Annotated in this window: 25 protein-coding genes, 2 tRNA genes and 1 other RNA gene; 17 read left to right on the top strand and 11 right to left on the bottom strand. The window is 71.6% G+C overall.

Annotated elements, in window-relative coordinates:
* Positions 1 to 10: 10 nt before the first annotated feature.
* Positions 11 to 1,981: a peptidyl-prolyl cis-trans isomerase gene (locus K5L01_RS07130; protein WP_250063220.1), complete on the top strand. Its 1,971-nt coding sequence runs from the start codon at positions 11 to 13 to the stop codon at positions 1,979 to 1,981.
* Between the two features lie 108 nt (positions 1,982 to 2,089).
* Here the strand turns inward: K5L01_RS07130 and K5L01_RS07125 are convergent, their stop codons facing one another.
* Both K5L01_RS07125 and gloB read right to left on the bottom strand, forming a co-directional pair.
* Positions 2,090 to 3,307 carry a lytic transglycosylase domain-containing protein gene (locus tag K5L01_RS07125; protein WP_250063218.1) on the bottom strand — a complete coding sequence of 406 codons (1,218 nt, stop codon included), beginning with the start codon at positions 3,305 to 3,307 and terminating at the stop codon, positions 2,090 to 2,092.
* Positions 3,304 to 4,068 carry a hydroxyacylglutathione hydrolase gene (gene gloB, locus K5L01_RS07120; protein ID WP_250063217.1) on the bottom strand — a complete coding sequence of 255 codons (765 nt, stop codon included), beginning with the start codon at positions 4,066 to 4,068 and terminating at the stop codon, positions 3,304 to 3,306. The genes K5L01_RS07125 and gloB overlap by 4 nt, the downstream gene beginning before the upstream one ends.
* A 200-nt stretch (positions 4,069 to 4,268) precedes the next feature.
* On the opposite strand from gloB, the gene K5L01_RS07115 reads away from it, so the two are divergent.
* From K5L01_RS07115 to dnaQ, 3 genes are all read left to right on the top strand, one after another.
* The gene (locus K5L01_RS07115; protein WP_250063216.1) at positions 4,269 to 4,733 is read left to right on the top strand and encodes a class I SAM-dependent methyltransferase; all 465 of its coding nucleotides are present in this window, start codon (positions 4,269 to 4,271) and stop codon (positions 4,731 to 4,733) included.
* Between the two features lie 142 nt (positions 4,734 to 4,875).
* Complete coding sequence (rnhA, locus tag K5L01_RS07110) at positions 4,876 to 5,328, top strand: ribonuclease HI (RefSeq protein ID WP_250063215.1); 453 nt, start codon at positions 4,876 to 4,878, stop codon at positions 5,326 to 5,328.
* A gap of 7 nt (positions 5,329 to 5,335) precedes the next feature.
* A complete protein-coding gene (gene dnaQ / locus K5L01_RS07105; RefSeq protein ID WP_250063214.1) occupies positions 5,336 to 6,061 on the top strand; it encodes a DNA polymerase III subunit epsilon in 726 nt (241 codons plus the stop codon).
* An 11-nt stretch (positions 6,062 to 6,072) separates the two neighbouring features.
* Here dnaQ and K5L01_RS07100 read toward each other — a convergent pair whose 3' ends face one another.
* Positions 6,073 to 6,777, bottom strand: coding sequence for a PP2C family protein-serine/threonine phosphatase (locus tag K5L01_RS07100; RefSeq protein ID WP_250063211.1), 705 nt, complete (start codon positions 6,775 to 6,777; stop codon positions 6,073 to 6,075).
* Positions 6,778 to 6,911: 134 nt separating this feature from the next.
* Here K5L01_RS07100 and K5L01_RS07095 point away from each other — a divergent pair.
* Both K5L01_RS07095 and K5L01_RS07090 read left to right on the top strand, forming a co-directional pair.
* Positions 6,912 to 7,002 (top strand) — tRNA-Ser (locus K5L01_RS07095).
* A 217-nt stretch (positions 7,003 to 7,219) separates the two neighbouring features.
* Positions 7,220 to 7,621, top strand: a complete 402-nt coding sequence (locus K5L01_RS07090) for a DUF6165 family protein (protein ID WP_250063208.1) — start codon at positions 7,220 to 7,222, stop codon at positions 7,619 to 7,621.
* A gap of 19 nt (positions 7,622 to 7,640) precedes the next feature.
* Here K5L01_RS07090 and K5L01_RS07085 read toward each other — a convergent pair whose 3' ends face one another.
* Positions 7,641 to 8,687 (bottom strand): glycosyltransferase family 9 protein, encoded by a 1,047-nt coding sequence (locus K5L01_RS07085; protein ID WP_250063206.1) that lies wholly within the window; start codon positions 8,685 to 8,687, stop codon positions 7,641 to 7,643.
* A gap of 22 nt (positions 8,688 to 8,709) precedes the next feature.
* On the opposite strand from K5L01_RS07085, the gene K5L01_RS07080 reads away from it, so the two are divergent.
* Together K5L01_RS07080 and K5L01_RS07075 are read left to right on the top strand one after the other, a co-directional pair.
* The gene (locus K5L01_RS07080; RefSeq protein WP_250063205.1) at positions 8,710 to 9,459 is read left to right on the top strand and encodes a 3-deoxy-D-manno-octulosonic acid kinase; all 750 of its coding nucleotides are present in this window, start codon (positions 8,710 to 8,712) and stop codon (positions 9,457 to 9,459) included.
* Positions 9,459 to 10,226, top strand: a complete 768-nt coding sequence (locus K5L01_RS07075; protein ID WP_250063204.1) for an MBL fold metallo-hydrolase — start codon at positions 9,459 to 9,461, stop codon at positions 10,224 to 10,226. Before K5L01_RS07080 ends, K5L01_RS07075 begins: the two co-directional genes overlap by 1 nt.
* Before the next feature lie 213 nt (positions 10,227 to 10,439).
* Here the strand turns inward: K5L01_RS07075 and ffs are convergent.
* Positions 10,440 to 10,536: signal recognition particle sRNA small type (gene ffs / locus K5L01_RS07070), an RNA gene on the bottom strand.
* Between the two features lie 76 nt (positions 10,537 to 10,612).
* Positions 10,613 to 10,705 (bottom strand) — tRNA-Ser (locus K5L01_RS07065).
* Between the two features lie 140 nt (positions 10,706 to 10,845).
* Here K5L01_RS07065 and dnaX point away from each other — a divergent pair.
* The 5 genes from dnaX (at position 10,846) to K5L01_RS07040 (ending at position 15,548) form a co-directional block, all read left to right on the top strand.
* A complete protein-coding gene (gene dnaX, locus K5L01_RS07060; RefSeq protein ID WP_250063203.1) occupies positions 10,846 to 12,759 on the top strand; it encodes a DNA polymerase III subunit gamma/tau in 1,914 nt (637 codons plus the stop codon).
* A 6-nt stretch (positions 12,760 to 12,765) separates the two neighbouring features.
* Positions 12,766 to 13,086, top strand: coding sequence for a YbaB/EbfC family nucleoid-associated protein (locus K5L01_RS07055; RefSeq protein WP_250063202.1), 321 nt, complete (start codon positions 12,766 to 12,768; stop codon positions 13,084 to 13,086).
* Positions 13,087 to 13,183: 97 nt separating this feature from the next.
* Positions 13,184 to 13,783 (top strand): recombination mediator RecR, encoded by a 600-nt coding sequence (recR, locus tag K5L01_RS07050; protein WP_250063199.1) that lies wholly within the window; start codon positions 13,184 to 13,186, stop codon positions 13,781 to 13,783.
* A gap of 51 nt (positions 13,784 to 13,834) precedes the next feature.
* Positions 13,835 to 14,185 carry a histidine triad nucleotide-binding protein gene (locus K5L01_RS07045; protein ID WP_250063196.1) on the top strand — a complete coding sequence of 117 codons (351 nt, stop codon included), beginning with the start codon at positions 13,835 to 13,837 and terminating at the stop codon, positions 14,183 to 14,185.
* Between the two features lie 64 nt (positions 14,186 to 14,249).
* Entirely contained in the window at positions 14,250 to 15,548 is a 1,299-nt protein-coding gene (locus K5L01_RS07040; RefSeq protein WP_250063194.1) for an RIPOR family protein, read from the top strand.
* Between the two features lie 67 nt (positions 15,549 to 15,615).
* On the opposite strand, the gene K5L01_RS07035 is transcribed toward K5L01_RS07040, so the two are convergent.
* Genes K5L01_RS07035 through K5L01_RS07020 form a run of 4 tightly spaced genes read right to left on the bottom strand, consistent with a single transcriptional unit; the run spans position 15,616 to position 20,034 of the window.
* Positions 15,616 to 16,143 carry a Slp family lipoprotein gene (locus K5L01_RS07035; protein ID WP_250063191.1) on the bottom strand — a complete coding sequence of 176 codons (528 nt, stop codon included), beginning with the start codon at positions 16,141 to 16,143 and terminating at the stop codon, positions 15,616 to 15,618.
* On the bottom strand, positions 16,140 to 18,113 hold the full coding sequence (locus tag K5L01_RS07030; RefSeq protein ID WP_250063189.1) for a transglutaminase TgpA family protein: 1,974 nt from the start codon (positions 18,111 to 18,113) through the stop codon (positions 16,140 to 16,142). The genes K5L01_RS07035 and K5L01_RS07030 overlap by 4 nt, the downstream gene beginning before the upstream one ends.
* Entirely contained in the window at positions 18,110 to 19,066 is a 957-nt protein-coding gene (locus K5L01_RS07025; RefSeq protein WP_250063187.1) for a DUF58 domain-containing protein, read from the bottom strand. The genes K5L01_RS07030 and K5L01_RS07025 overlap by 4 nt, the downstream gene beginning before the upstream one ends.
* 2 nt (positions 19,067 to 19,068) lie before the next feature.
* The gene (locus K5L01_RS07020) at positions 19,069 to 20,034 is read right to left on the bottom strand and encodes an AAA family ATPase (protein ID WP_425603844.1); all 966 of its coding nucleotides are present in this window, start codon (positions 20,032 to 20,034) and stop codon (positions 19,069 to 19,071) included.
* Between the two features lie 22 nt (positions 20,035 to 20,056).
* On the opposite strand from K5L01_RS07020, the gene K5L01_RS07015 reads away from it, so the two are divergent.
* A complete protein-coding gene (locus K5L01_RS07015) occupies positions 20,057 to 21,904 on the top strand; it encodes a glycosyltransferase family 39 protein (protein ID WP_250063181.1) in 1,848 nt (615 codons plus the stop codon).
* An 18-nt stretch (positions 21,905 to 21,922) separates the two neighbouring features.
* On the opposite strand, the gene K5L01_RS07010 is transcribed toward K5L01_RS07015, so the two are convergent.
* Positions 21,923 to 22,495, bottom strand: a complete 573-nt coding sequence (locus K5L01_RS07010) for a Maf family protein (protein WP_250063179.1) — start codon at positions 22,493 to 22,495, stop codon at positions 21,923 to 21,925.
* Positions 22,496 to 22,609: 114 nt separating this feature from the next.
* Between K5L01_RS07010 and K5L01_RS07005 the strand changes: the two genes are divergently transcribed.
* From K5L01_RS07005 to K5L01_RS06995, 3 genes are all read left to right on the top strand, one after another.
* Positions 22,610 to 23,119: a YceD family protein gene (locus K5L01_RS07005; protein ID WP_250063177.1), complete on the top strand. Its 510-nt coding sequence runs from the start codon at positions 22,610 to 22,612 to the stop codon at positions 23,117 to 23,119.
* A gap of 100 nt (positions 23,120 to 23,219) precedes the next feature.
* Positions 23,220 to 23,414 carry a 50S ribosomal protein L32 gene (rpmF, locus tag K5L01_RS07000; protein ID WP_055767762.1) on the top strand — a complete coding sequence of 65 codons (195 nt, stop codon included), beginning with the start codon at positions 23,220 to 23,222 and terminating at the stop codon, positions 23,412 to 23,414.
* An 88-nt stretch (positions 23,415 to 23,502) separates the two neighbouring features.
* A complete protein-coding gene (locus K5L01_RS06995; RefSeq protein ID WP_250063175.1) occupies positions 23,503 to 24,468 on the top strand; it encodes a beta-ketoacyl-ACP synthase III in 966 nt (321 codons plus the stop codon).
* Positions 24,469 to 24,512 lie beyond the last annotated feature (44 nt).

Here is a 24,512-nt window from a genome sequence, read left to right as displayed (position 1 = left end):
CGATGTGCCCATGCTGCAGAAACTCCGAGACAAGTCCTCAGGCTGGATCGTGACCGTGATCCTGGGGCTGCTGATGATTCCGTTCCTGTTCGTGATCGACAACAGCTATCTCGGCGGTGTCGGTGCGCAGAACGTGGCCAAGGTGTCCACGCCGCCGGGCTGGTGGCGTTCGGCGCCGTCGTGGTGGCCGATGTCGTTCCTGTGGAACCACCACGAAATCAGCAGCGACGATTTCCGTACCCGTTTCGAACAGGCGCGGATGGAGGCACGCGAGCAGCAGGGCGAGGAATTCGACCCGCGCCTGTTCGAGGCCACCGAGAACAAGCTGGCCGTGCTCGACCAGATGATCGACGAACAGGTGGTGCGGCTGGCCGCCGAGGATGCGCGGATCGTGGTCGGCGATGCCGCCGTGCGCGAGTACATCGCCAACATCCCGGCCTTCCAGCGCGATGGCAAGTTCGATCCGGAACAGTACCGCCTGGTGCTGGCGCAGAGCATGCCGCCGCGCACGCCGGCGATGTTCGACCAGGTCGTGCGTACCAGCCTGCAGCAGTCGATCATCCCGGTCGCGCTGGCGCAGTCGGGGTTTGCGACCAAGGGCGAGAGCGAGCGCCTGCTGAAGCTGCTGGGCGAGACCCGTGATGTGGAGTTCGCGATCCTGCCCGCGCAGCCCGCCGACACCGCGGAGGTCGACGAGGCGCAGGTCAAGCAGTGGTACGACACGCATGCCCGCGACTTCATGGCGCCGGAAAGCCTGGCCATCGAGTATGTCGACCTGGATGCGGCGGCGATGCCGGCACCGCCCGCGGCCGACGAGGCGACCCTGCGCCGCCGCTACGAGGACGAGAAGGCCCGCTTCGTCGCCCCCGAGGAACGGCTGGCCTCGCACATCCTGATCACCGCCGGCAGCGACCCGGCCGCGCAGAAAGCCGCTGAAGCCAAGGCCGCCAAACTGGCCGACGAGGCCCGGCAGCCGGGTGCGGACTTTGCCGCGCTGGCCCGTGCGAACTCCGAGGACCCCGGCTCCAAGGCCACCGGCGGCGACCTGGGCTGGGTGGAGCCGGGCATGATGGTGAAGCCGTTCGAAGAGGCACTGTTCGCGATGCAGCCGGGCGAGATCCGGGGTCCGGTGAAGACCGAGTACGGCTATCACGTGCTGCAGCTGCGCGAAGCCAAGGGCGGTGAAGGCCGGCCGTTCGAACAGGTGCGCGACCAGCTCGCCAGCGAGCAGGCGCAGGCCGATGCCGAGCGTGCGTACAGCGAGCTGAGCGGACGCCTGGTCGACCTCGTGTACAAGAATCCGACGGCGCTGGAGCCGGCGGCCCGGGAAGTGCAGCTGCCGGTGCAGACCCTGGGGCCGTTCACCCGCGCGACCGCCAGCGGCATCGCCGCCAACCCGGCGGTACTGCGCGCGGCGTTCTCCGATGCGCTGAAGGAAGACGGCACCGTCAGCGATCCGATCGAACTCGGGCCGAACCATGCGGTGATGATCCGCGTGACCGCGCATACCCCGGAGCAGGCCATTCCGCTGGCCGAGGCCCGTGACAAGGTGATCGCCGCGGTCCGCACGCAGCGGGCCGAAGAGGCGGCGCTGAAGGCGGCCGATGCCCTGCTGGCCAAGCTGGAGGCGGGGACGGCGCTGGCCGACCTGGCAAAGAGCGACGGCCTGCAGTTGTCGCCGATGCCGGGCCTGCCGCGCTCGGTGCCGATGCCGTCGGCCGCGGCCAACGCCGCGGTGTTCAGTGCGGCGCCGCCGGCCGAGGGCAAGCCCAGCTACGGCAAGGTCGCGCTGGACGACGGCCGCTACGCGCTGTTCGCGGTGACCAAGGTGGTCCCGGGCGACCTGGCGGAAGTGCCGGAGCCGCAGCGGGCGATGCTGCAGCAGCAGCTGAGCCAGATCGACGGGGCCGCGGCCGCCAAGGCCTTCGTCGACGGCATGCGCAAGCGGGTCAAGGTGCAGGTGCAGGAATCGCAGCTCTGACCCGGGACGGATGCCGCATGCCGGGGTGACCGGTGTGCACTGCGAAGAAGCCCGGGACCGAGGTCCCGGGCTTCTTCGTTCCTGCGGCCCGGTAACTGGGGGCGCGGTTCAGCGGCTCTCGTCGAAGCGCAGCACCATGCCGGGGCGGAGGATCGCGTTGGCATCCAGGTTGTTGCGCGAGAGCAGGGCCTTGAGCGGGATGCCGTAGCGACGCGCGATCGACCAGGCCGATTCGCCGCTGCGTACCGTATGCCGGCCCTTGCCGGTGCCAGCAGCACCGGCCGTCGTGGCTACCGCCACGCCGGTGGCGCCGGGAGCGGTGCCGGTGCGCGGCGGCGCGGCGGCCACCGCGACGGCCAGGGGGCGGGCGTCGCTTCCCGGCAACTGCCCGGGAAGGGCCGGGGCCAGCACCCGCGCGCCGGCGCGCTTGCCGTTGACCGCCGGGTTGAGGCGGGCGATGCGTGCCGGGTCCAGTGCGTTGCGTTCGGCCCAGCCGGCCAGGGTGGTGTCGCCGGGCAGGGTGTGGCCGCGCAGGATCGGCACCGGGCGGTCCAGGGCGGCCATCAGGGCGGGTTCGTCCTCGGCCTGTTCCAGCACGCAGGCCAGGGCGTGGAGCTTCTCCACGTAGGCATAGGTGACCGGCGACAGGCCGGGCAGCTCGGCGGGGCGGGCATTCTGTGCATTCATGCCGGCACGGCGCAGGGCCTGCAGGATGCGGTACTCCCCGGCGTTGTAGGCCATGACCGCCAACTGCCAGTCGCCGCCGAACATGCCGTAGAGGGTCTTGAGGTAGCGGACCGCGGCGCGCGTGGAGTCCACCGCCGACAGCCGGCCGTCGTAGCCGCTCTCCATCGGCACGCGGTGGTTGCGCGCGGTGGTGGCGATGAACTGCCAGAGCCCCGCGGGCCCGCTGGCATTGCGGGCGGCCGGCCGGTAGCCGCTTTCGACGAAGGGAATGAGTGCGAACTCGGTGGGCAGCCCGGCGGCACGCAGCTCGTCCACCACATAGCCGAACAGCGGCAGCGCATCGTCCTCGATGTTGCCCAGGCGCGCGGGGGCATGCGCGAACTGCTTGCGCCAGCGCGGGCTGGTCGCTTCGGCGTCGCACTGGGTCATCGCCAGGCCGTCGCGGAAATGCGCGAAGATCTGGCGGCCGTTGCGGGTCAGCGGGGCGGGCAGGGCGCTGGCGTCGCCGGGCAGGGCGGCCAGCGAGGCGATGTTCTGTGCCAGGCCGGCGCCGGCGGGCAGGGACTGTGCGTTGGCGCCGAGGCCGGCGCCGCCGCCGATCAGCAGCCCCAGCGCGACGGGCAGGGTGCGCCGCATCACGCGCGGAAACCGTCTTTCCAGCGCCGCAGTTCGGCGAAGGTCTCGGCCTCGTCCAGCGGCGCGCGGCCCAGGCGCGCGGCGACCGCCGCGCGGATGGCGGGTGTCCGGGTGCGCAGGAAGGGATTGCACGCCAGTTCGCTGTGCAGGTGGGATGGAACGGTGGCAAGGGAATGCTCGCGCATGTCTCTGGCTTCCTGTTGGCGGCGCTGCAGGGCCGCGTTGGCGGGATCGACATGCCGTGCGAACGCGGCATTGCCCAGCGTGTATTCGTGCCCGCAGCAGACCTCGGTCTGCGGGGGCAGCGCGGCCAGCCGCTGCAGTGACGCCAGCATCTGCGCGGGCGTACCTTCGAACATGCGGCCACAGCCGAGGCTGAACAGCGTGTCGCCGCAGAACAGGCGGCCATGGCCATGGAAGGCGACATGGCTGCGGGTGTGGCCGGGAACGGACAGCACGTCGAACACGAAACCGGCCAATTCTACCCGGTCGCCCTCGGCCACCGGCACATGCGCCAACGGGATCCGTTCATCGTCCGGCCCGAACACCGGCAGGTCCGGCCAGCGGGCCTGCAGCTCGCGTACGCCGCCGATATGGTCGTCATGGTGGTGGGTCAGCAGGATCGCCCGCGGCTGCATTCCCCCCGCGGCGGCCTCGATCACCGGCCGCGCCTGCCCGGGATCGACGAAGACCGTGCCCGCGTCGGGGGCCTGCAGCGCCCAGATGTAGTTGTCCTGGAATGCGGGCAGGGGGGTCAGTCGCATAGAATCGGACCATGCCTGCCGCCCCGTTCCCCCGTCAAGCCGCAGTCTCTTCCTGGTTTGAGAAGGCCGGGGCGCAGCGGATGCGGGCGGCCGAGCACGATTACCTGCTGGCCCGGGTACGTGCGGTCCCTGCGCAACCCTGGCTGTGGCTGGCGCCCAGTGCGTCGTGGCTGCCCCGGGAATGCCCGGACGGGCGCGGCGTGCGCCTGCATCGCAGCGCCGATGGGCGGCAGTGGCTGGGGGATGTCGCCTGTTCCCTGCCGTTGCCGCTGCCATCCGAGGCGGTCAATGCGATCGTCCTGCAGCACGCCGCGGGCAGTGGGCTGGACGGGCTGCTGTCCGAGTGCGCGCGGGTGCTGATGCCGGGCGGGCGCCTGTGGCTGACCGCGCTCAACCGCTACAGCCCTTACCGGGTGCGCTGGCAATGGCAGGATGCACGCCCGGCATCGCTGGCGCATTGCCGCCTGCGGCTGCGGCGCGATGGCCTGCAGGTCAGCGCGCGGACGCACTTCGGCCCGCTCTGGCACGAGTCGGGCGCGACCGGCGGCAAGGCGCTGCCGGGCCTGCGGGCGGTGTCGGTGATCGAGTTCGAGAAGCGCACCCGTGCGCTGATCGGACCGGAGGCGGTGCGGGCTGGCGGCTGGCGCGCGCCGGTGGCGACATGAACGCGGTGGACCGGGAGGGTGGCTGCACCCGGCGCCGCGACCGGCGACACTATGCGCCTGCCTGCCCATAACAGGGCAGGCGTGCGCCGGCGGCCGCCAGACACTGCCGCGCGGACGCCAGGCTCCCTCTCAACGGAACACCATGAAATCGATAGAAATACACACCGACGGCGCCTGCCTCGGCAACCCCGGGCCCGGGGGCTGGGCGGCGCTGCTGCGTTACCGCGGCCATGAGCGCGAGGTGACCGGCAGCGAGCCGCACACCACCAACAACCGCATGGAACTGATGGCGGCGATCGGCGGGCTGGAAGCGCTGACCGAGCCTTGCCAGATTACCCTGCATACCGATTCGCAGTACGTGCGCCAGGGCATCACCGAGTGGATGCCGGGCTGGGTGCGGCGCCACTGGAAGACCGCCGGCGGCGATCCGGTCAAGAACCGCGACCTGTGGGAACGGCTGCACGCGGCCAGCGGCCGCCACACCATCGACTGGCGCTGGGTGAAGGGCCACGCCGGCAACCCCGACAATGAACGCGTGGACCAGCTGGCCCGCGACGAAGCCATCCGCGTGCGCGCCAGCGCCGCGGCCAAGTGAGGTAGGCATGCGCCAGATCGTCCTGGATACCGAGACCACCGGGCTGGAGTGGAAGAAGGGCAACCGCGTGGTCGAGATCGGCTGCGTGGAGCTGCTCGAGCGCCGGCCCAGCGGCAACAATTTCCACCGTTACCTCAAGCCCGACTGCGACTTCGAGCCCGGAGCGCAGGAGGTCACCGGCCTGAGCCTGGAGTTCCTGGCCGACAAGCCGCGCTTCGAAGAGGTCGTCGACGAGTTCCTGGCCTACGTGGACGGGGCCGAACTGATCATCCACAACGCCGCGTTCGACATGGGCTTCCTCGAGAACGAGATGGCGCTCCTGGGCCGGGAGGGACTGGCCGGGCGGGTAACGGTCACCGACACCCTGGCGATGGCGCGCGAGCGTTTCCCGGGCCAGCGCAATTCGCTCGACGCACTGTGCAAGCGCCTGGGCGTGGACAACTCGCACCGGCAGCTGCACGGCGGCCTGCTCGACGCGCAGATCCTGGCCGATGTCTACATCGCCCTGACCTCGGGGCAGGAGGAGATCGGCTTCGGCCTGCCCGAGACGGAGGCGGCCGGCGGCGCGGGCGCGGCGCGGGTCTTCGATACGGCGGCACTGCTGCCGCGTCCGCGGGTGGTGGCCACCGCCTCGGAACTGGAGGCCCATGCGGCGCGCCTGGAGCGCCTGCGCAAGAAGGCCGGCCACGCCTGGTGGGACGGCCCCCGGCCGGAGGCGCCGGCCAGCGCCTGAGCCGGCAGCGGCTACTGGCAGCGGACCAGGATGGCGGTGATGTTGTCGGAACCGCCGCCGTCCAGCGCCGCGGCCACCAGCGTGTCCACGCACTCCTGGGCGCTGCAGTCGGCGCGCGCCAGGGTCAGGGCCAGGCGCGCGTCGTCGACCTCCTCGGTGAGGCCGTCGCTGCACAGCAGCAGCTGCATGCCCGGGCGCAGTTCCCCGGTCATCGTGGCGACGTTGAGGTGGGCCGGGTCGGTCACCCCCAGGGCCTGGGTGACCACGTTGCGGTGCGGGTGGGCGCGGGCCTGCTCGGCGGTCAGGGACCCCTGCGCGATCAGTTCCTGCACATAGCTGTGGTCCTGGCTGAGCTGGGCCAGCTTGCCGTCGCGCCACAGGTAGGCGCGGCTGTCGCCGACCCAGGCGACCTCGAAGCGGTTGCCCTGGACCCGTGCGGCGACCACCGTGGTGCCCATCGGCAGGCTGTCGTTGCGCCGGCGCGAGGTGCGGATGATCTCCTCGTCGGCGATCCGGATCGCCTGCGGCAGCGCGGTGCCGTTCTGGATCTCGCGGACGATGGTCTCGCGCGCCAGCGCGCTGGCGACCTCGCCGACGGCGTGCCCGCCCATGCCGTCGGCGATCAGCCACAGGCCCAGCTCGCCGTCCCCGTAGTAGGTGTCCTCGTTGAGGTGGCGGCGAAGGCCGACGTGGCTGAGGTGTCCGAATTCGATCATGGGCGCCGCGGAGCCGTTTCCAGCGTGAGGACGTTCATGATCGCGTCCGTACCGGCGATCGGCAATAGCCGGCGGCGCTTGTCCACGGGGGCAAGGCCCCGTATCATTCGCAGCCCGGTTCGCCGGGAACCACCGGGAAGGTGGCAGAGTGGTTGAATGTACCTGACTCGAAATCAGGCATACGTTAATAGCGTATCGGGGGTTCGAATCCCCCCCTTCCCGCCAGATCGCGAAAAAGCCGCACACCGTGCGGCTTTTTCTTTTCCCGGGGGCCGGCCATCGCCGGGAGGCGGCCGCGGGCAGGGGGCCATGCCTCCATGGGCGCCGGCGGAGGGCGCGGGCGGTCCAGGCCCGGCCGGGTCCGCCAGGCCGGGCGCCGGCCTCCGGCATGCGCCGCGGTACGGGCTATCATGGCGCCCCGTCTGCTGGAACCTTTCCCCTCATGGCCGCTGAAATCCTGGTCCCCGTTTCCTTCGGTGAACTGCTGGACAAGATCTCGATCCTGCAGATCAAGTCCGAACGCATGGACGACGCGGCCAAGCTGGCGAACGTGCGCACCGAGCTGGCCGCGCTCGAGCAGGCGTGGAGCCGGCATCCGGCCGCCGCGCGGGAAGTCGATGCGCTGCGTGCGCAGCTGAAGGCGGTCAACGAACGCCTGTGGGACATCGAGGACGCGATCCGCCTCAAGGACCGGGCGCAGGCCTTCGACGACGACTTCGTCGCGCTGGCGCGCCGGGTCTATCTGCAGAACGACGAGCGCGCGCGGATCAAGAAGGCGATCAACCTCGCGCTGGGCTCGGAGTACGTCGAAGAAAAATCCTACGCCGACTACCACGCGCGCTGAGCGTGGCGGCGCGGCGCCCTCAGGCGCCGTGGTCGTCGACGTAGCGCTCGAACGCGGCGATGGCGTCTTCCACCGAGACCAGCGCCATGACCCCGTCGACCTCGATCTTGGTGCCCCACTTCAGCGCGGCCGCGGGCCTGTGCAGGAAGCGCCGGGCCGCGGTGTCGTAGCGGTCCACGCAGTAGCGGCGGTCGGAGTAGGGGCCGCTGCGCTGCGGGTTGCTGGCCGCATGCAGGCCCAGCACCTTGGTGCCGACCGCGTTGGCGATGTGCATCGGCCCCGAGTCGGGAGTCATCAGCAGGTGGGCGCGGGCCAGCAGGGCCGGCAGCTGCTTGAGCGTGTCCTTGCCGACCAGGTCCAGCGCGGGCGCCTGCATCGCCGCCATGATCGCGTCGGCGGTGTCGCGTTCCAGTGCGCTGCGGCCGCCGCACAGCACCACCCGCCAGCCGCGGGCGGCCGCGTGGTCGGCCACCGCGGCGTAGCGGTCGGCATACCAGTTGCGGCGCGCATGGCTGGAACAGGGCGAGATCATCAACACCGGGCGGCCGTCGTCCTCCCATTGCGCCCGCGCCCAGTCGTGGGCGGCGGCCGGCGTGGCCAGGTCCCAGCCCACCGTGGTCTGCTTCAGCCCCAGCGGCTCGCAGAAGCTGCCGATCGCGTCGAGCACGTGCTGGCCGGGGCGGTCCGGAATCCGCTCGTTGACGAACAGGCCATGCAGGTCCTTGGAGCGCGACCGGTCATAGCCGATGCGCCGCTGCGCGGGAATGAAGGCCGACAGCAGGTTGGCACGGAAGGCGACCTGCATCTGCAGCAGCGCGGCGAAGCCTCCCGCGGGCAGCCCGCGGCGCAGCGCACGCATGCCTGCCAGCCCGGACGGCTTGTCGTAGACATGGAACACCACCCCGGGCAGCCCTTCCAGCAGGCGGTGCCCGGCCTTGTCGATCACCCAGTGCAGGTCGGTCTCCGGCCAGGCCTGGCGTAGCGTCCGCAGCAGCGGTACCACGTGGGTCACATCGCCGAGCGCGGAGAGCCGCAACAGGCACAAAGGGGAGGACGCTGAACGCATGGTGTTGTTAGACTCGCCGTGAATGGTCGCTTTCGACGCCACTGAAGCGCTGACGCCTTGCCGCGAAGGCCGCGGCTATGGCGCCATTCTGTTCGACCGCCAACACCTGCGGCAAGCCGACATGGCCTTGTTTTCGCCACAGCACTGGGCGGGGCGCTCACGCCCGGTGGGCGAGGGCGGGCGCGGCAGCGCCTGGTTCGTGGACGCGCCTTTCGGCCAGTGCGTGCTGCGCCACTACCGGCGCGGTGGCCTGGCCGCGCGGCTGAGCCGCGACCGCTATCTCTGGCAGGGCGCCGACCGCACCCGCAGCTTCGCCGAGTTCCGGCTGATGCGGGCGCTGGTCCAGCTGAAGCTGCCGGTGCCGCGGCCGCTGGCGGCGTTCTACATGCGCCAGGGCCCGAGCTACCGGGCGGCGATCCTGATGGAGCGCCTGGAGGGCGTGCGGTCGCTGGCCGATCGCGCGCAGGTCGCCGGGCGCGGCGCGCCCTGGGAGGAAACCGGGCGCTTGATCGCGCGCTTCCACCGGGCCGGGCTGGACCACGCCGACCTCAATGCGCAGAACATCCTGTTCGATGCCGGCGGCCATGGCTGGGTGATCGATTTCGACCGCGGCGTGCTGCGGATTCCGGCCACGCGCTGGCGCGAGCGCAACCTCAAGCGGCTGTTGCGCTCGCTGCTCAAGCTGCGTGGCGAGCGCAGCCGCGAGGACGTGCGCAAGGACTTCGCCCGCCTGCGCCGCGCCTACGACCTGGCCTGGAACCGGGGCGTGTGATGGGCTGGGCGCTGCGCTTCCTGGGGGTGGGCAATGCCTCGGCGGTCGAGCTGGGTTCGCCGATGGCGGTGATCGAGCGCGGCGGCCGGCCATGGTTGACCATCGACTGCGGCGGCGAGGGGCTGACCGCCTACCGCACCCATTACGGCGCGATGCCCGACGCGCTGTTCGTGACCCATGTGCACCTGGACCACGTGGCCGGGTTCGAGCGCCTGTTCGTCGATGCCTACTTCAACCGCCAGCGGCGCGGCCGGGTCCGGCTGTACGTTCCGGCCAGCGTGGTGCCCCTGCTGCACAAGCGGGTCGGCGACTATCCGAACGTCCTGGCCGAGGGCGGTGCCAATTTCTGGGACGCCTTCCAGCTGATCGCGGTGGGCGATGCGTTCTGGCACGACGGTCTCCGCCTGGAGGTGTTCCCGGTACGCCACCACTGGCCGGAAACCGCCTATGGCCTGCGCCTGCAGGGGGCGGTGGTATGGAGCGGGGACACCCGTCCGATCCCGGAGATGCTGGCCCGGCATGCCGGCGACAACGAGCTGGTCGCCCACGACTGCGGCCTGCACGGCAACCCTTCGCATACCGGCGTGGACGACCTGGAGCGCGAATACGACGCCGAGCTGCGCGCACGGATGGTGCTCTACCACTACGCCAGCGCCGCCGACGGTGACGCACTGCGCGCGCGCGGGCACCGCGTGGCGGTGCCGGGCGAGTGCATCGCCCTGGCCGCCCCCACCGCACCGGAAGTGCCGGCGGACGAACGGCCCTGAACCGCCCACGCCCGGCGACGGCCGCCGGTGCGCTGGCTGCGACCCTGGCGGCGCAGGTGCGGTATCGCAGCCGTTACCTGGATGCGCGCGGCGAACCGGGTGCCCGGGCCGAGCGCAGTTCGCTGTGGCGCGGCTGCGACGGGGATTGGCGGCTGCTGTTCCACCAGGCCACGCCAGCGGCGCGGCCGGCGCGCGGTTCCCGAAAAGGTGGCGGCCCCGCCGGCTGACCTCGGCGCCCGCGTCGATCGATACCGTTGCTGCCTTCCGGCCCTGGCGGGATTTTCGACCTAGCGTCGCGAGGGGCCGACGGGGCCACCATAGACACGGGCCACGCGTTGCGCGGCCAGGCAGACGATGCTCCGGGGATTGTCCCGGGAGCCTGAATCTGGCGGAGAGAGGGGGATTCGAACCCCCGAAGCGCGGTTTAGACGCTTACACACTTTCCAGGCGTGCTCCTTCAACCACTCGGACACCTCTCCGGTTCCTGCCGCTGCCCGAAGGCGCTGCAGGGGCGCAGATTCTATAGGGAGCGGGGCCGGGCCACAAGCGATCCGCGCGCGGCTGCGGCCGCCGCCGGCGGACATGGCACAATGGCGGCTCAGATGAAGACGGTTGCCTGATGTCCTATCTCGTCCTCGCCCGCAAGTGGCGCCCGAAGCGTTTCGCCGAGCTGGTGGGCCAGGAACACGTGGTCCGCGCGCTGAGCAACGCGCTGGACAGCGGCCGCGTCCACCATGCCTTCCTGTTCACCGGCACCCGCGGTGTCGGCAAGACCACCATCGCCCGCATCTTCGCCAAGTCGCTGAACTGTGACCAGGGCACCAGCGCCGACCCCTGCGGCCAGTGTGCGGCCTGCCTGGACATCGATGCCGGGCGCTACATCGACCTGCTGGAGATCGACGCGGCCTCCAACACCGGCGTGGACGATGTCCGCGAGGTGATCGAGAACGCGCAGTACATGCCCTCGCGCGGCAAGTTCAAGGTGTACCTGATCGACGAGGTGCACATGCTCTCCAAGGCGGCGTTCAACGCGCTGCTGAAGACGCTGGAGGAACCGCCGGAACACGTGAAGTTCCTGCTCGCCACCACCGATCCGCAGAAGCTGCCGGTCACGGTGCTCAGCCGCTGCCTGCAGTTCAACCTCAAGCGGCTGGACGAGGAGCAGATCCGGGGGCAGATGGAGCGGATCCTCGGCGCCGAGCAGATCGAGTCCGAGGCGGGCGCGCTGGTGCAGCTTGCGCGCGCGGCCGACGGCTCGCTGCGCGACGGATTGTCGCTGCTGGACCAGGCCATCGCCTATGCCGGCGGTGCGCTGCACGACGAGGTGGTGCGGGCGATGCTCGGCACCGTCGACCGCACCCAGGTGGCGGCGATGCTCGACGCGCTCGCCACCGGCGATGGCGCGCGGTTGCTGCAGGTGGTGGCCGCGCTGGCCGAATTCTCGCCGGACTGGAGCGGGGTGCTCGACGCGCTCGCCGAGGCCCTGCACCGCATCCAGGTGCAGCAGCTGGTGCCGGACGCGGCGGTGCCCGGCGACGGCATCGATGCGGCGGCGTTCGCGGCGCGGCTGCGCCCGGAGGTCGTGCAGCTCTGGTACCAGATGGCGCTGGGCGGCCGCCGCGACCTGCACCTGGCACCGAGCCCGCGCGCCGGTTTCGAGATGACCGTGCTGCGCATGCTGGCGTTCCGCCCGGCTGGCGCGGTGCCGGCCGTGCCGGAAGGCGACGGCCCGGGTGCCAGCGCCTCGTCATCGTCGGTGGCGGGGGCCGCGCCGGCCGTGTCGGCTGCCGCCGCCGCACCGGCGCTGCCGGCGGAAGCGGCGGCGTCCGTTCCCGCACCGGTGCCTGTCCACGCGCCCCCGGAACCGGAGGCGGCTGCCCGCCTGGCCGGCCGTGAGCCGCACACCGGGTCCGGGCCGGCGCCCGGGGCTCGGACACCGGAGCCGGCACGCAGCGACGACGACCTGCCGCCGTGGATGGTGGAGGGGGCGGAGGCCGCGCGCGACGCGTCGCCGGCCGCGGGCCGTACGCTGCCCGAGCCGCCGTCCGAACCGGCCAGGCCGGCAGCGGCGTCACGCCCGGCGGGGATCGCCATCGAACCGCCGAAGCCGGCCGCGCAGTCCCGCGGCGCTGGCGGCATGCGCGCGCTGGAGACCGCGGAGCAGTGGCTGGACCTGATCGCCGCCAGCGGCCTGTCCGGGCCGTCGCGCGAGCTGGCCGCCAATGCGGCCTTCGTCGCTTACCGCGAAGGCGTGCTGCGCCTGGCGCTGCCGCCGGGCTTCGAGTACCTGCAGTCCGAACGTTCGCTGGCGGCACTGGCGCAGACCCTGGCGCAGGCGCTGGGCACCCCTCCGAGGATCGTGATCCAGACCGGCGATGCCGGCGCGGAAACCCTGCACCAGCGTGCCGACCGCCAGCGTGGCGAGCGGCAGACCGCGGCCGAGGCCGCGTTCATGGCCGACCCCCAGGTACAGCACCTGCTCGCGCAGGGCGCCCGGGTCGTGCCCGATTCCATCCGTCCCTTTGAAGAGTAGGAAAGCATGCGCGGCAACATCGCCCAACTGATGCAGCAGGCCCAGAAGATGCAGGAGAACCTGCAGAAGGCCCAGGAAGAACTGGCCAAGCTGGAGGTCACCGGCAGTGCCGGCGGCGGCATGGTCAGCGTGACCCTCACCGGCACCAAGGAGTGCCGCAAGGTGCGCATCGACCCGTCGGTGCTGTCCGACCAGGAGATGGTCGAGGACCTGATCGCCGCGGCGTTCAACGACGCCTCCAACAAGATCGACGCCGAGTCGCAGAACCGCATGGGTTCGGCCACCGCGGGCATGAAGCTGCCGCCGGGGATGAAGCTGCCGTTCTGATGCCGCGGCGCCGGGCGCCATGCCCGGCCGCGTATCCCGCCTGCGCCGCGAAGCCCCCCGGGATTCGCGCGCGGGTTCCGACGATGAGCCCGACGCGATGAGCCTGCCGCTGCTGGAACAACTGATCGAAGCCTTCCGGGTGCTGCCCGGGGTCGGCCAGAAGACGGCCCAGCGCATGGCTTACCACGTACTCGAACGCGCACGCGAGGGCGGGCAGCGTCTGTCCGCGGTGCTGGCCGAGGCGATCGAGCGCATCGGCCACTGCACGCAGTGCCGCGACTTCAGCGAGACCGGGACCTGCCCGCTGTGCGCCAGCGCCAGCCGCGAGCGGCAGACGCTGTGCGTGGTGGAGTCGCCGGCCGACCGCCTGGCGATCGAACACGCCACCAGTTACCGCGGGCTCTATTATGTGCTGCAGGGCCGGCTGTCGCCGCTGGACGGCATCGGGCCGCGCGAGCTTGGACTGGACCAGCTGGAAACCCGCCTGGCCGAGGGCGAGGTCGCCGAACTGATCATCGCCACCAACGCCACCGTCGAGGGCGAGGCCACCGCGCATTACCTGGCGCAGCTGGCACGCCGCCACGGCGTGCGGCCGAGCAGGCTGGCACAGGGCCTGCCGCTGGGCGGCGAGCTGGAATACGTGGACCGCGGCACGTTGTCGCATGCCTTCGGCAGCCGCAGCGAAGTCGGCGAATAAGCCGCGGCGGGGCGGTAAGCTGTAGGCCGTTCAATGCCAGTGAGCCGTCGCATGACCGATACGATTTTCGGCAAGATCATCCGCCGCGAGATTCCCGCCAGCATCGTCTATGAAGACGACGAGGTGCTGGGCTTCAAGGACATCGCACCGCAGGCGCCGGTGCATGTGCTGTTCATTCCCAAGAACGACGTCATCCCGACCCTGGACGACCTCCAGCCGGCGCAGGCGCACCTGGTCGGCAAGCTGGCCCTGGCCGCCGCCGAGTACGCGCGCCGCGAAGGCTTCGCGCAGAACGGCTACCGCATCGTCATGAACTGCCGCGAGGATGCCGGGCAGACGGTGTTCCATATCCACCTGCACCTGTTGGCCGGTGCGGCACTGGGGCATTTCGGCGCGGCGTAGACCCGCATCCGCGGGGCCGGTGGGACGAACCGCGGAACCGGGTTCCGCGACAAGGAGGTGGTCGGTGGCTGGACGCATCCGTAGACGCATCGGCCTGGCGTTGCTGTGGCTGCCGGTGGTGGCATCCGCGCAGGCAGTGCCGGATGCGGATGCCGCCGACGCCGCCTTCCGGCGCATGCGGCAGCTGTGCGCGGCCGACGACGGCCGGGCCTGGGGCGTGCGCCTGTGCGGCCCGGTGCTGCTGGCCGATCCGGCCACGCGCCGGGTGGTCGCCGACCGCGACGGGGTGGACACCGCGCTGGAGCGCGACGGCACGGTGTTCCGTGGTCGGCTTCCCGATGACATGCCGGTGGCCAACACTGCGGTGGAATGGAACGGGCGCCGCTGGACGATGCTGATGCTGCCGTTGCCGGAGGAGGAGCCGGCCCGCTCCATCCTGTTCATGCACGAGGCCTGGCACCGCATCCAGGCGCAGGCCGGCCTGCCGCCCACCCATGCCGACCAGGACCATCTGGAGACCGCGCAGGGGCGTGCCGCCCTGCGGCTGGAACTGCGCGCGTTGCATGCGGCGATGGTGGCGACGCGCGCGGACCTGCGGCAACAGGCCGGCAGCGATGCGATGACCTTCCGTGCCTGGCGGCAGGCGCGCTTTCCGGGCGCGCGCGCGGCGGAGGAGGCGCTGGAGCGCCACGAAGGCCTCGCCGAGTACACCGGTCGCCTCCTCGCGCAGGATGCGGCGCTGGAGGCGCACCTTGCCGAGCACCTGCGCCGCGGCGACGGGCTGGCGGCCTATGCCCGTTCGTTCGCCTATTACACCGGACCGGCCTACGGGGCCCTGCTGGATCGGGCCGCGCCGGACTGGCGCAGTGCCTGGAACCGCGAGGATGGGCTGCCGCAGCTGCTGGCGGCCGCCTCCGGCGCGCAGCCCGACGCGAGCGATGCGGCCTTCCAGCTCGCCGGCAGGCGATACGGCCTGGCCGCGGTCGAAGCGGAGGAGGCCACCCGCGCCAGGCACCAGGCCGAGGCGGTGGCGGAGCTGCGTGCGCGGCTGGTCGATGGCCCGGTGCTGGGCGTGCCGGTGAACGGTGCCCGTTTCAGCTTCGATCCGAACCGGGTGACGCCGCTGCCGCCGCAGGGCGCGGTCTATGGCGTGATCCGCGTGGCGGCCGACTGGGGCGTGCTGGACGTGGATGGCGATGGCCTGCTGTCCAGCGACTGGAAGCGGCTGTCGGTGGCCCATGCCGGGGCCCGGCAGACGGCCGCGGGATGGACGGGCCCGGGCTGGGTGCTGACCCTGGCGCCCGGCTGGGAGCTGCGGCCCGCCGCCCGCGAGGGCGACTGGACGCTCCGCCGGCAGGAGTGAGCGGCGCGTCCCCGAATGGAAAACGCCGCCCGGAGGCGGCGTTTCCTGTCTGCTGCGCGCGCTGGGCTTACCACCAGCCGCCGCGCCAGCCCCAACCCCAGCCGGGGCCCCAGGCCGGACCCCAGGGGCCGTACGGGTAGGCCGGCACCACCTCGACTTCGCGCTGCACCGGCCACAGGTACACCACGTCGGCGGCGATCTTGGGCAGCGGATAGTCGTAGTCGCCGATCTTGGTGGTCTGGAAACCGTCGATGCGGCCGATGAAGGTCACGTCGCGGCCCGGTTCGAACACGGCCGGATCGTAGAAGCCGGCGCGGCAGGCGAGGAAGCGGCCGTCGCTGGCATCGGAGGACGTGGTACTGGGGCGGCCGCTGCCGTTGAGCGGCCGGGCGATCATCTGGAAGCAGGTCTGGCCCTGGCCGGGCAGGGTCTCGATGATGCGTCCGCCCCAGCGGACCGGGGTGCCGGTCTGCTTCTGCACGACGGTATCGCGCGGGGACACCGTGCTGAACTGCCCTTGCAGGGGTTTGGGAGCCGTGGCGCAGGCGGCCAGGACCAGGCTGGCGGCGAGGGTGACGAGGATGCGGGTCTTCATGTCGGTGCTCCGGTTCGTACTCCGGGTTGAGGGCGGTGCCTGTGCAGGTCACGCAATAATGAAGCGAGGTCCGGCGAAGAGCGAGCGTAGCGCGCATCACTGAAACGCCGGCTGAGCGCGACCAGCCCGTCCGGCGCCGGTGAAGGGGCGATCCGCGCCGCCCAGGCCGGCACGGGTTCGTGCGGCGGGCGGGCAAGGCCGATCCGGGCGTAGCGGCGTTCCAGGCGGCGCCACGCGCGCAGCAGCGGGTCGCGCTCGCGTTCGCCGCGGGCCAGGGTCCAGGCCATGGCGGCGATCGCCAGCAACGCGGCCGCGGCGAACAGGCCGATCAACTGCGCCGGCTGCAGCCGTTCGATGCCCAGTGCGCTCAACAGGCGCTGCTGGCGCCGGGCATCGAACGACAGCACCATCGTGTTCCAGTGGCGGCGCAGCCAGTCGCCCATCTGCAGCGCCTGCAGCCAGCGGGCGCCGATGTCGAAGCCGTCGCCGCCGTCGCCGGCGGCCGACAGGCGGTCCTCCACGGTGTCGAGGATGCGCTCGGGGGCCACCGCCGCGGTCGGGTCGATGCGGGTCCAGCCGCGCTGCGGCAGCCAGACCTCGGCCCAGGCATGGGCGTCGCTGCGGCGCAGCAGCCAATAGTCGCCATAGCGGTTGCGGCTGCCGCCGGCATAGCCGGTGACCACCCGCGCCGGCAGGCCGGCGCCGCGCATCAGCACCACGAACGCCGAGCTGAAGTGCTCGCAGAAGCCGGCCTTCCAGTCGAACAGGAACTCGTCGGCGCCATGCCGTCCGGGCAACGGGGTGCTCAGGGTGTAGCTGAAGTCGCGGCCGATCCATTCCAGTGCGCGGCGTACGATCGCCTCGTCGTCGCTGCCGGCTTCGCTGCGCCAGCGTCCGGCCAGCGCCCGCGTACGCGGATTGAACCCGTCGGGCAGTTGCAGTGCCTGCGCGCGAAGTGCCGGAGGCAGGGTGGTCTGGAAGTCCGCCGGCGCGGACGAACGCAGCCGCCAACGGGTCAGCGCGGTCAGCGGCCGCGCGCTCTCCAGCGTGTAGTCGGCATCCAGCATCGCGCCTTCGGGAGGGGTGCGCGGAAGGTCCAGCGCCACCAGTTCGCGGCGTTCGGTGGCTTCGTATTCGACCTGGTAGTCCCAGTGCACCGGACTGTCGGCGACCGGAGGCGGTGGCGCGCGGCGCTGGCCGGGCAGGCGCGTCCAGGTGCGGCCGTCGAAGCGGGTCAGCACCGGGCCGCGCCAGTAGCGGTCCTGCGGGGTGGGGGTGGCACCGAAGAACTGCACGCGCAGCGCCGGGCGGTCGTCGTTCATCAGGTCCAGCCATTGCCCCGGCGACATGGTGTCGGACAGGCCGGATTGTCCGCTGCCGCGTTCGGGCAGGCCCCACAACGGCGTGGGCAGCCGGGGCAGCAGCCAGAAGCCCGCCAGCGCCAGCGGCGCGGCGAGCAGCAGCAGCCGCGCCGCGGTCCGGACCTGGTGCGGGAACGGGGGAGGCGTGCTGCCGGTGTCGGCATCGGCCAGGTGCTGCAGGGCGAGCAGGGCGCCGGCCAGTGCCAGCAATGCCAGTACCAGGGTGCGGGGCCCCTGGTCGAGCAGGAACGCGCCGAAGGGGGCGAACAGTGCGAAGCCCAGCAGGCTGCGCGCGTCGCGCAGGCGGCGCAGTTCACTGGACTTGATCGCCAGCATCGCCGCCAGCAGCGCGCAGCCGGTATCGCGGCCGGGCGTGGAGCCCATCTGCCAGTGGATCGCCGCCAGCATGCCGGCCACCAGCAGCAGGCGCAGCGGCAGCGGGACCGGGCGGCGCCAGGCGACCCCGGCCGCGCTCACCGCGGTGGTGGCGATCACCGCGGTGAGCGCGGCCGGCAACAACGGCAGCAGCGGCAGCAGCGCCAATGCCGTGGCCAGCAGGACCCAGGCGCGTGCGTGCCGCTGCAGGGGCGGGGAGGGCGCGCGGCTCATGCGGCGGGCATCAGTGCCAGTGCGCGCTGGCACTGGTGGCGATGGGCCTCGCCGCTGCCGGGCCCCAGCGGCGCATGCCCGGGCAGCTGCAGCCGATAGCGCCGGCCGAGGCGTTCGGCCTCGTCGACCCAGCGCGCCAGCCGTGCGATGCGCTGTTCGTAGGGCAGCGGGGCCAGTGCGCTCCAGTCCAGCAGGACGGTCGCGCCCTGGGGGCGCTGGCGGTCGCGCACCAGCAGGGTGTCGCGTCGCGCCGAATGCCTCCAGGCGATGTGGCGGCGTGCATCGCCGGCGCGGTAGGGACGCAGCTGCTCCAGCTCGTCGCCATGCGGATCGGGCCGGGCGCGGGTCGCGCCGCCGCCACCGGTGGGCAGCGGCGGCGCGTCGGCCTCCGGTGCCGGGTAGACCAGCAGCGGGGCCTCGGGCCAGACCCAGCTCCAGGCGCGCACCAGCCCGAGCGGCTGGAGGGTGGATACGCGGATACGCGGCAGTTCCAGCCAGCCGCGGCGGGCGGTGGGCAGCCAAAGGTCGGCTTCGGTCCGGTCATCGACAATGAGCTCGGCCACGGTGCCGGCCGTTGCGGCGTCCAGGCGCAATCCGCGCCGGGGCCGGCGGTCGTGCCGCGCCAGCGCCAGGCGCAGGCGGAGCGGGGTGCCGGCCGCCACCGGGTCCGCGGAGGCCGCTTCCACGCGGAGACCGGCCAGCTGCAGGTGGGCCTGCAGGGCGCTGGCCAGCGCGGCGGCGGCCAGCAGCAGGGCCAGCAACAGGGCCGGGTTGTTGTTGTAGTTCAGCGCGCCGAGCAGCATCAGTACCAGCAGGGCGGCGAGGAACAGGCCGAAGCCGGTGGGCAGGACGAAGATCCGGTGGCGGTCCAGTACGGCCGGCAGCGGCTCCGGGCGGCGGGGCCGGGCCAGCATCTGCAGGGCCCGTACGCGGCCGCGCAGCCAGGCGCGCATCGTCAGTCGACCTGCACGCTGTGCAGGAGCGCGCCGGCCAGTGCGGCACCGGTGTCGGATTCCGCCTCGGCGACCAGGCGGTGGCCGGCCACCGCGACGAACAGCGCCTGCACGTCTTCCGGCAGCGCGTGGGTCCTGTCCGCCAGCAGCGCATGGGCGCGCGCGGCGTGCAGCAGGGCGATGCCGGCACGCGGCGACAGCCCCACGCGCACGCCGGGCTGCCGGCGGCTCTGCGCCAGCAGCCGCTGCACATAGTCGACCAGCGCCTCGCTGGCATGGACCTGCGCGACGGCCGCGCGCAGCTCGCCGATGTCCTGCGCGGTCAGGCTGGGACGGGTCTGCGCGATGAGCGTGCGGCGGCTGTGGCCGGCCAGCAGTGCGCGTTCGGCGCCGGCGTCCGGATAGCCCAGCGTCAGCCGCAGCAGGAAGCGGTCCAGCTGCGAGTCGGGCAACGGGAAGGTGCCCGACATGTCCACCGGGTTCTGCGTGGCGATCACGAAGAACGGCTCCGGCAGGGCGTGGCTGACACCGTCCAGCGTCACCTGCTGCTCGGCCATCGCCTCCAGCAGCGCGCTCTGCGTACGCGGCGGCGCGCGGTTGATCTCGTCGGCCAGCAGGACGTTGCTGAACACCGGGCCGGGATGGAACCGGAAACCGCGGCTTTCCGGCTCGTAGATCGATACGCCCAGCACGTCCGCCGGCAGCAGGTCGGAGGTGAACTGCACGCGCTGGAAGCGCAGCCCGAGGGTGGAGGCCATGGCGTGGGCGAGGGTGGTCTTGCCCAGGCCGGGCAGGTCCTCGATCAGCAGGTGGCCGGCGGACAGCAGGGCCACGAACGCCAGCCGCACCTCGGCGGTCTTTCCCAGCAACAGTGTGTTGACCTGCCGTATCGCCTGGTGCACTGCGGTACGGGCTGCATCGGTTAGCATTCTGCGTGGCCTCGGCACGATGGCCTTTTCGAAAACCATGATCCAGGGAGTGTAAGCGGCAATGCAGGCGGGGCAGCGGGCGCGCACGGCATTCCTCGTGCTTTGGACGGTGGTGACGGCCCTGAAGGTGGCCGTGGCGGCGCGTTTGCCGCTGTTTGTCGACGAGGCGTTCTACTGGCAGGAGGGGCAGCACCTGGCGGCCGCGTACTCGGACCTGCCGGGATTGACGGCATGGATGACGCGGCTGGGCGTGGAGCTGGTTGGCCACCATGCGCTGGGCGTGCGCCTGCCGTTCCTGGTGATGGGCGCGGCGCTGCCGTGGATGATCTCGCGCATCTCCTCGCACTGGTTCGGTTCGCGGTTCGGCTGGCAGGCCGGCTCGCTCACCCTGCTGATGCCGCTGTCGGCGACGCTGGGGATCCTGGCGGTTCCGGACGTGCCGATGGCCTTCGCCGCGGTGCTGTGCCTGGATGCCGGCGCCCGGCTGCTGCGCGGCGTCGATGCCGGCAGCGCGCTGAAGCTGGCCATCGGCCTGCTGCTGGGCGCGCTCAGCCACTACCGTTTCATCGGCGTGATCGGGGTGGGGTTCATCGCCCTGCTGCTGTTGCCCGACGGCCGCCGCATGCTGCGCGACGCGCGGGTGTGGATGGCGTTGACGGTCGGCATCGTCGCCTGGTTGCCATTGCTGGCCTGGAACCTGGACAACCAGGACGCCGGGCTGAAGTTCCAGCTGGTCGAGCGCCATCCCTGGGAGTTCCAGTACAGCGGCCTGTGGTTCCTGGTGATCCAGCCGCTGCTGGTCACGCCGTTGCTGTGCCTGGCGATGTGGCAGGCCGGCGCGGCGGGCATCCGCCCGCTGTCGGCCGGCCAGCGGCGGGTGCAGTGGCGCTATTTCGCGCTGGTGGGCGCGGTCTCCACGCTGAGCGTGTTCCTGCTGGGCTTCTTCACCGACGTGGAGCGGATCAGCTTCCACTGGCCGTTGCCGGGCTATTTCGCCCTGCTCGCGGCGGCGCCGCTGATCTTCATCCGTTGGCCGCGTTTCTGGCGCCGCCTCGCCTGGGGCATGGCGCTGGCCGGGCTTGCCTGTGCGTTCGGCTACTACCTGATGGCGGCATCGCCGGCGCTGCGTGAATCGCTGGCGGGCAACAAGTACTACCCGCGCAACTTCGTCGGCTGGCAGCCACTGGCCGACGCCGTGCGCGAGGAGCTGGCCGACATGCCGGCCGACACCCGGGTGCTGGCCGGCAGCTTCAAGGTCGGCGCCGAGCTCGGGTTCCTGCGCGACGACGCCGCCATCCGGGTGCTGCCGCATCCGCTGAACGACAAGCACGGGCGCACCGCGCAGCTGGCGCTGTGGCGGCTGGTCCATGAGGGCCCGGGGGACGTGCCGCAACTGCTGGTGCTGGCGCCGGGCGACCAGCGCTACCGCGACCTGCTGCAGCGCTATCACCAGGTGTGCGGCCTGGTGGGGCCGTTGCCGCCGCCACGGGTGGTGTCGATCGACCGCGGCCACCAGCGTTTCCTGCTGTTCCGGTTGCCGCCGGGCAAGCGCCGCGGTGCCTGCGTCACGCCGGCGATGGCCTGGGTCAACACGCCGCTTCCGGATGCGGTGGTCGACGGGGCGGTCGAGGTGCAGGGCTGGGCCTTCAAGGACGGGGTGGGGCTGGCCTCGGTGGAGGTGCTGGTGGACGGGCAGGTCGCGGCCGTCGCCGACTACGGCAGCACCTACGATGTCACCGCGTTCTGGAAGATCTCCACCGATCCGCACCACCCGCGGGTGGGGTTCGCCACCCGGCTGCGGACCACGGACCTGGCGCCGGGCCGCCACTGGCTGGGGCTGCGGCTGCACGGCGAGGACGGCAGCGTGGAGGAGTGGCGCGAGCAGCCGTTCATGGTCGCGCCGCGCTGAGCCGCGGTCGCGCGCTGCTCAGGGCAGCTGGAAGCCGGCCTCGCGCAACAGCCCGCACAGCGGGATCAGGGGCAGCCCCACCAGGGCGGTCGGGTCCTGGCTGTGGATCGCCTCGAACAGCGCGATGCCCAGGCCCTCGCACTTGAAGCTGCCGGCACAGTCCAGCGGCTGTTCCGCGGCGACATAGCGCTCGATCTCGGCCCCGGACAGGCGCCGGAAGCGGACCCGTGTCAGGTCCGCGGCTTCCAGATGCCGGGTGCCGTCGCTCAGGCACACGGCGGTGTGGAACAGCACCTCGCGCCCGGACATGGCCGCCAGCTGCGCCTGCGCCGCCTCGTGCGTGCCCGGCTTGCCCAGCGCGTGGCCGTCCAGTTCGGCGGCCTGGTCCGAGCCGATGGCCCAGGCACCGGGCTGGCGCGTGGCCACCGCGGCTGCCTTGGCGCGCGCCAGGCGCACCGCCAGCGCCGCCGGGGTCTCCCCGTCCCGCGCGGTCTCGTCCACCGCCGGCGGCAGGCAGCTGAACGGGAGCCCAAGCCGCGCCAGCAGGGCTGCGCGGTAACGGGAGGTGGAGGCGAGTATCAGTGCCGTCATGGACCGTGCCGGAGGGGGAAGCCGCTGCCGAGTCTGCGGTCGTGCCGTGTCCGGGGCAATGCCGGGGGGGCGTGTTTGACAGGCGGGGGGCGTATCCTTAACATTCTGCAGCTTATGTCCGCGAACGTGCCCGAGTTGCTGGATGCCTGGCGGATGGTCGCAGCGCGCAGGCGCTTCGACGGCCAGGTGCCCTTGTCCGCGCTTGGCCGCCTGCAGGGGCTGGTCGCCGATGCCGAAGGAGAGTGCCGCTACGCACTGGAATTCGGCCGCGACGAGGTCCTGCGGGTCGCCTATGTGGAACTGACCATCGAAACCGCGCTGCCGCTGACCTGTCAGCGCAGCATGCAGCGCTTCCTGTTGCCGGTGAACATGGTGCAGCGGCTGGGCCTGGTCGGCGACGAGGACCAGGAAGAGGCGCTTCCGCCGGATTACGAAGCGCTGCTGGTGCCGGAGGACGGCAGCCTGCGGCCGCTGGACCTGGTCGAGGACGAGTTGGTGATGGCGGTGCCGGTCGTGCCGGTGGCGCCGGGAAGCGAGGCGGTCGAGCGTGATTTCTCGGCCACTCCCGAAGAGTTGGGCAAGGCCAGTCCGTTTGCGGCACTGGCGGCGCTGAAGAAACAATAGCGGCCGGTTGTCGTCGGCGGCTGCGGCGAAAGCAAGGCAGGGCCGGGCATGTACCGGTGCTGCAACGACGAAACGAACGAACCGAGTTTGGAGCAATCCCATGGCTGTGCAGAAATCCCGTGTTACCCCGTCCCGCCGCGGCCAGCGCCGTTCGCACGATTCGCTGAGCGCCAAGCAGCTGTCCACCGACCCGACCACCGGCGAGGTGCACCTGCGTCACCACATCACCGCCGACGGCTTCTACCGCGGCAAGAAAGTGATCGCGACCAAGACCTCGGTCGTCGAAGAAGATTGATTCGTGACGGCCGCCATCCCTCGATGGCGGCCGCCGCACCGATTCTTCCGGGACCGCCTCAGGGCGGTTCCGCGCAACAGGAACCAGCATGAGCAAGCGGATCTACTCCAGGATCGCGGGCACCGGCAGCTATTTGCCCGAGAAGGTGTTGACCAACGAGGATCTGACCAAGATCGTCGACACCAGTGACGAGTGGATCCAGTCCCGGACCGGCATCCGCGAGCGGCATGTCGCCGCCGAGGACGAGACGACCGGCGACCTCGGCTACAACGCCGCGCTGCGTGCGCTGGAAGCGGCCGGCATCGCGCCGTCGCAGCTGGACATGATCGTCGTGGGTACGACCACGCCGGACCTGATCTTCCCGTCCACCGCCTGCCTGATCCAGGCGCGCCTCGGCGCGACCGGCGCGGCGGCGTTCGACGTCAATGCGGCCTGCTCGGGCTTCCTGTTCGCCCTGAGCGTGGCCGACAAATTCATCCGCAGCGGCGATGCCAGGCATGTCCTGGTGATCGGTGCGGAAACCCTGACCCGCATCGTCGACTGGAACGACCGCACCACCTGCGTGCTGTTCGGCGACGGCGCCGGCGCCGTCGTGCTCAAGGCCGACGAGGACACCGGCATCCTCAGCACCCACCTGCATGCCGACGGCAGCAAGAAGGAGCTGTTGTGGCACCCGGCCGGCGTGTCCACCGGGCTGGACAATCCGGGCAAGCTGACCATGAAGGGCAACGACGTGTTCAAGTACGCCGTCAAGGCGCTGGACTCGGTCGTGGACGAGACGCTGCGGGCCAATGGCCTGGACAAGTCCGACCTGGACTGGCTGATCCCGCACCAGGCCAACCTGCGGATCATCGAGGCCACCGCCAAGCGTCTGGACATGCCGATGGAGCGGGTGGTGGTGACCGTCGACAAGCACGGCAACACCTCCGCCGGCTCGGTGCCGCTGGCACTGGATGCGGCGATCCGTTCCGGACGCGTCGAGCGCGGCCAGCTGCTGCTGCTGGAGGCCTTCGGCGGCGGCTTCACGTGGGGTTCGGCGCTGCTGCGCTATTGATCAAACCGGTAGCGACCGGGGCATGCGGCCCCGGGCGCGTTCGG

Source organism: Stenotrophomonas mori (assembly GCF_023556335.1).
Taxonomy (GTDB): domain Bacteria; phylum Pseudomonadota; class Gammaproteobacteria; order Xanthomonadales; family Xanthomonadaceae; genus Stenotrophomonas; species Stenotrophomonas mori.
The sequence above is the reverse complement of the archived record's forward strand: the minus strand, read 5'-3'. Positions and strand labels throughout refer to the sequence as shown.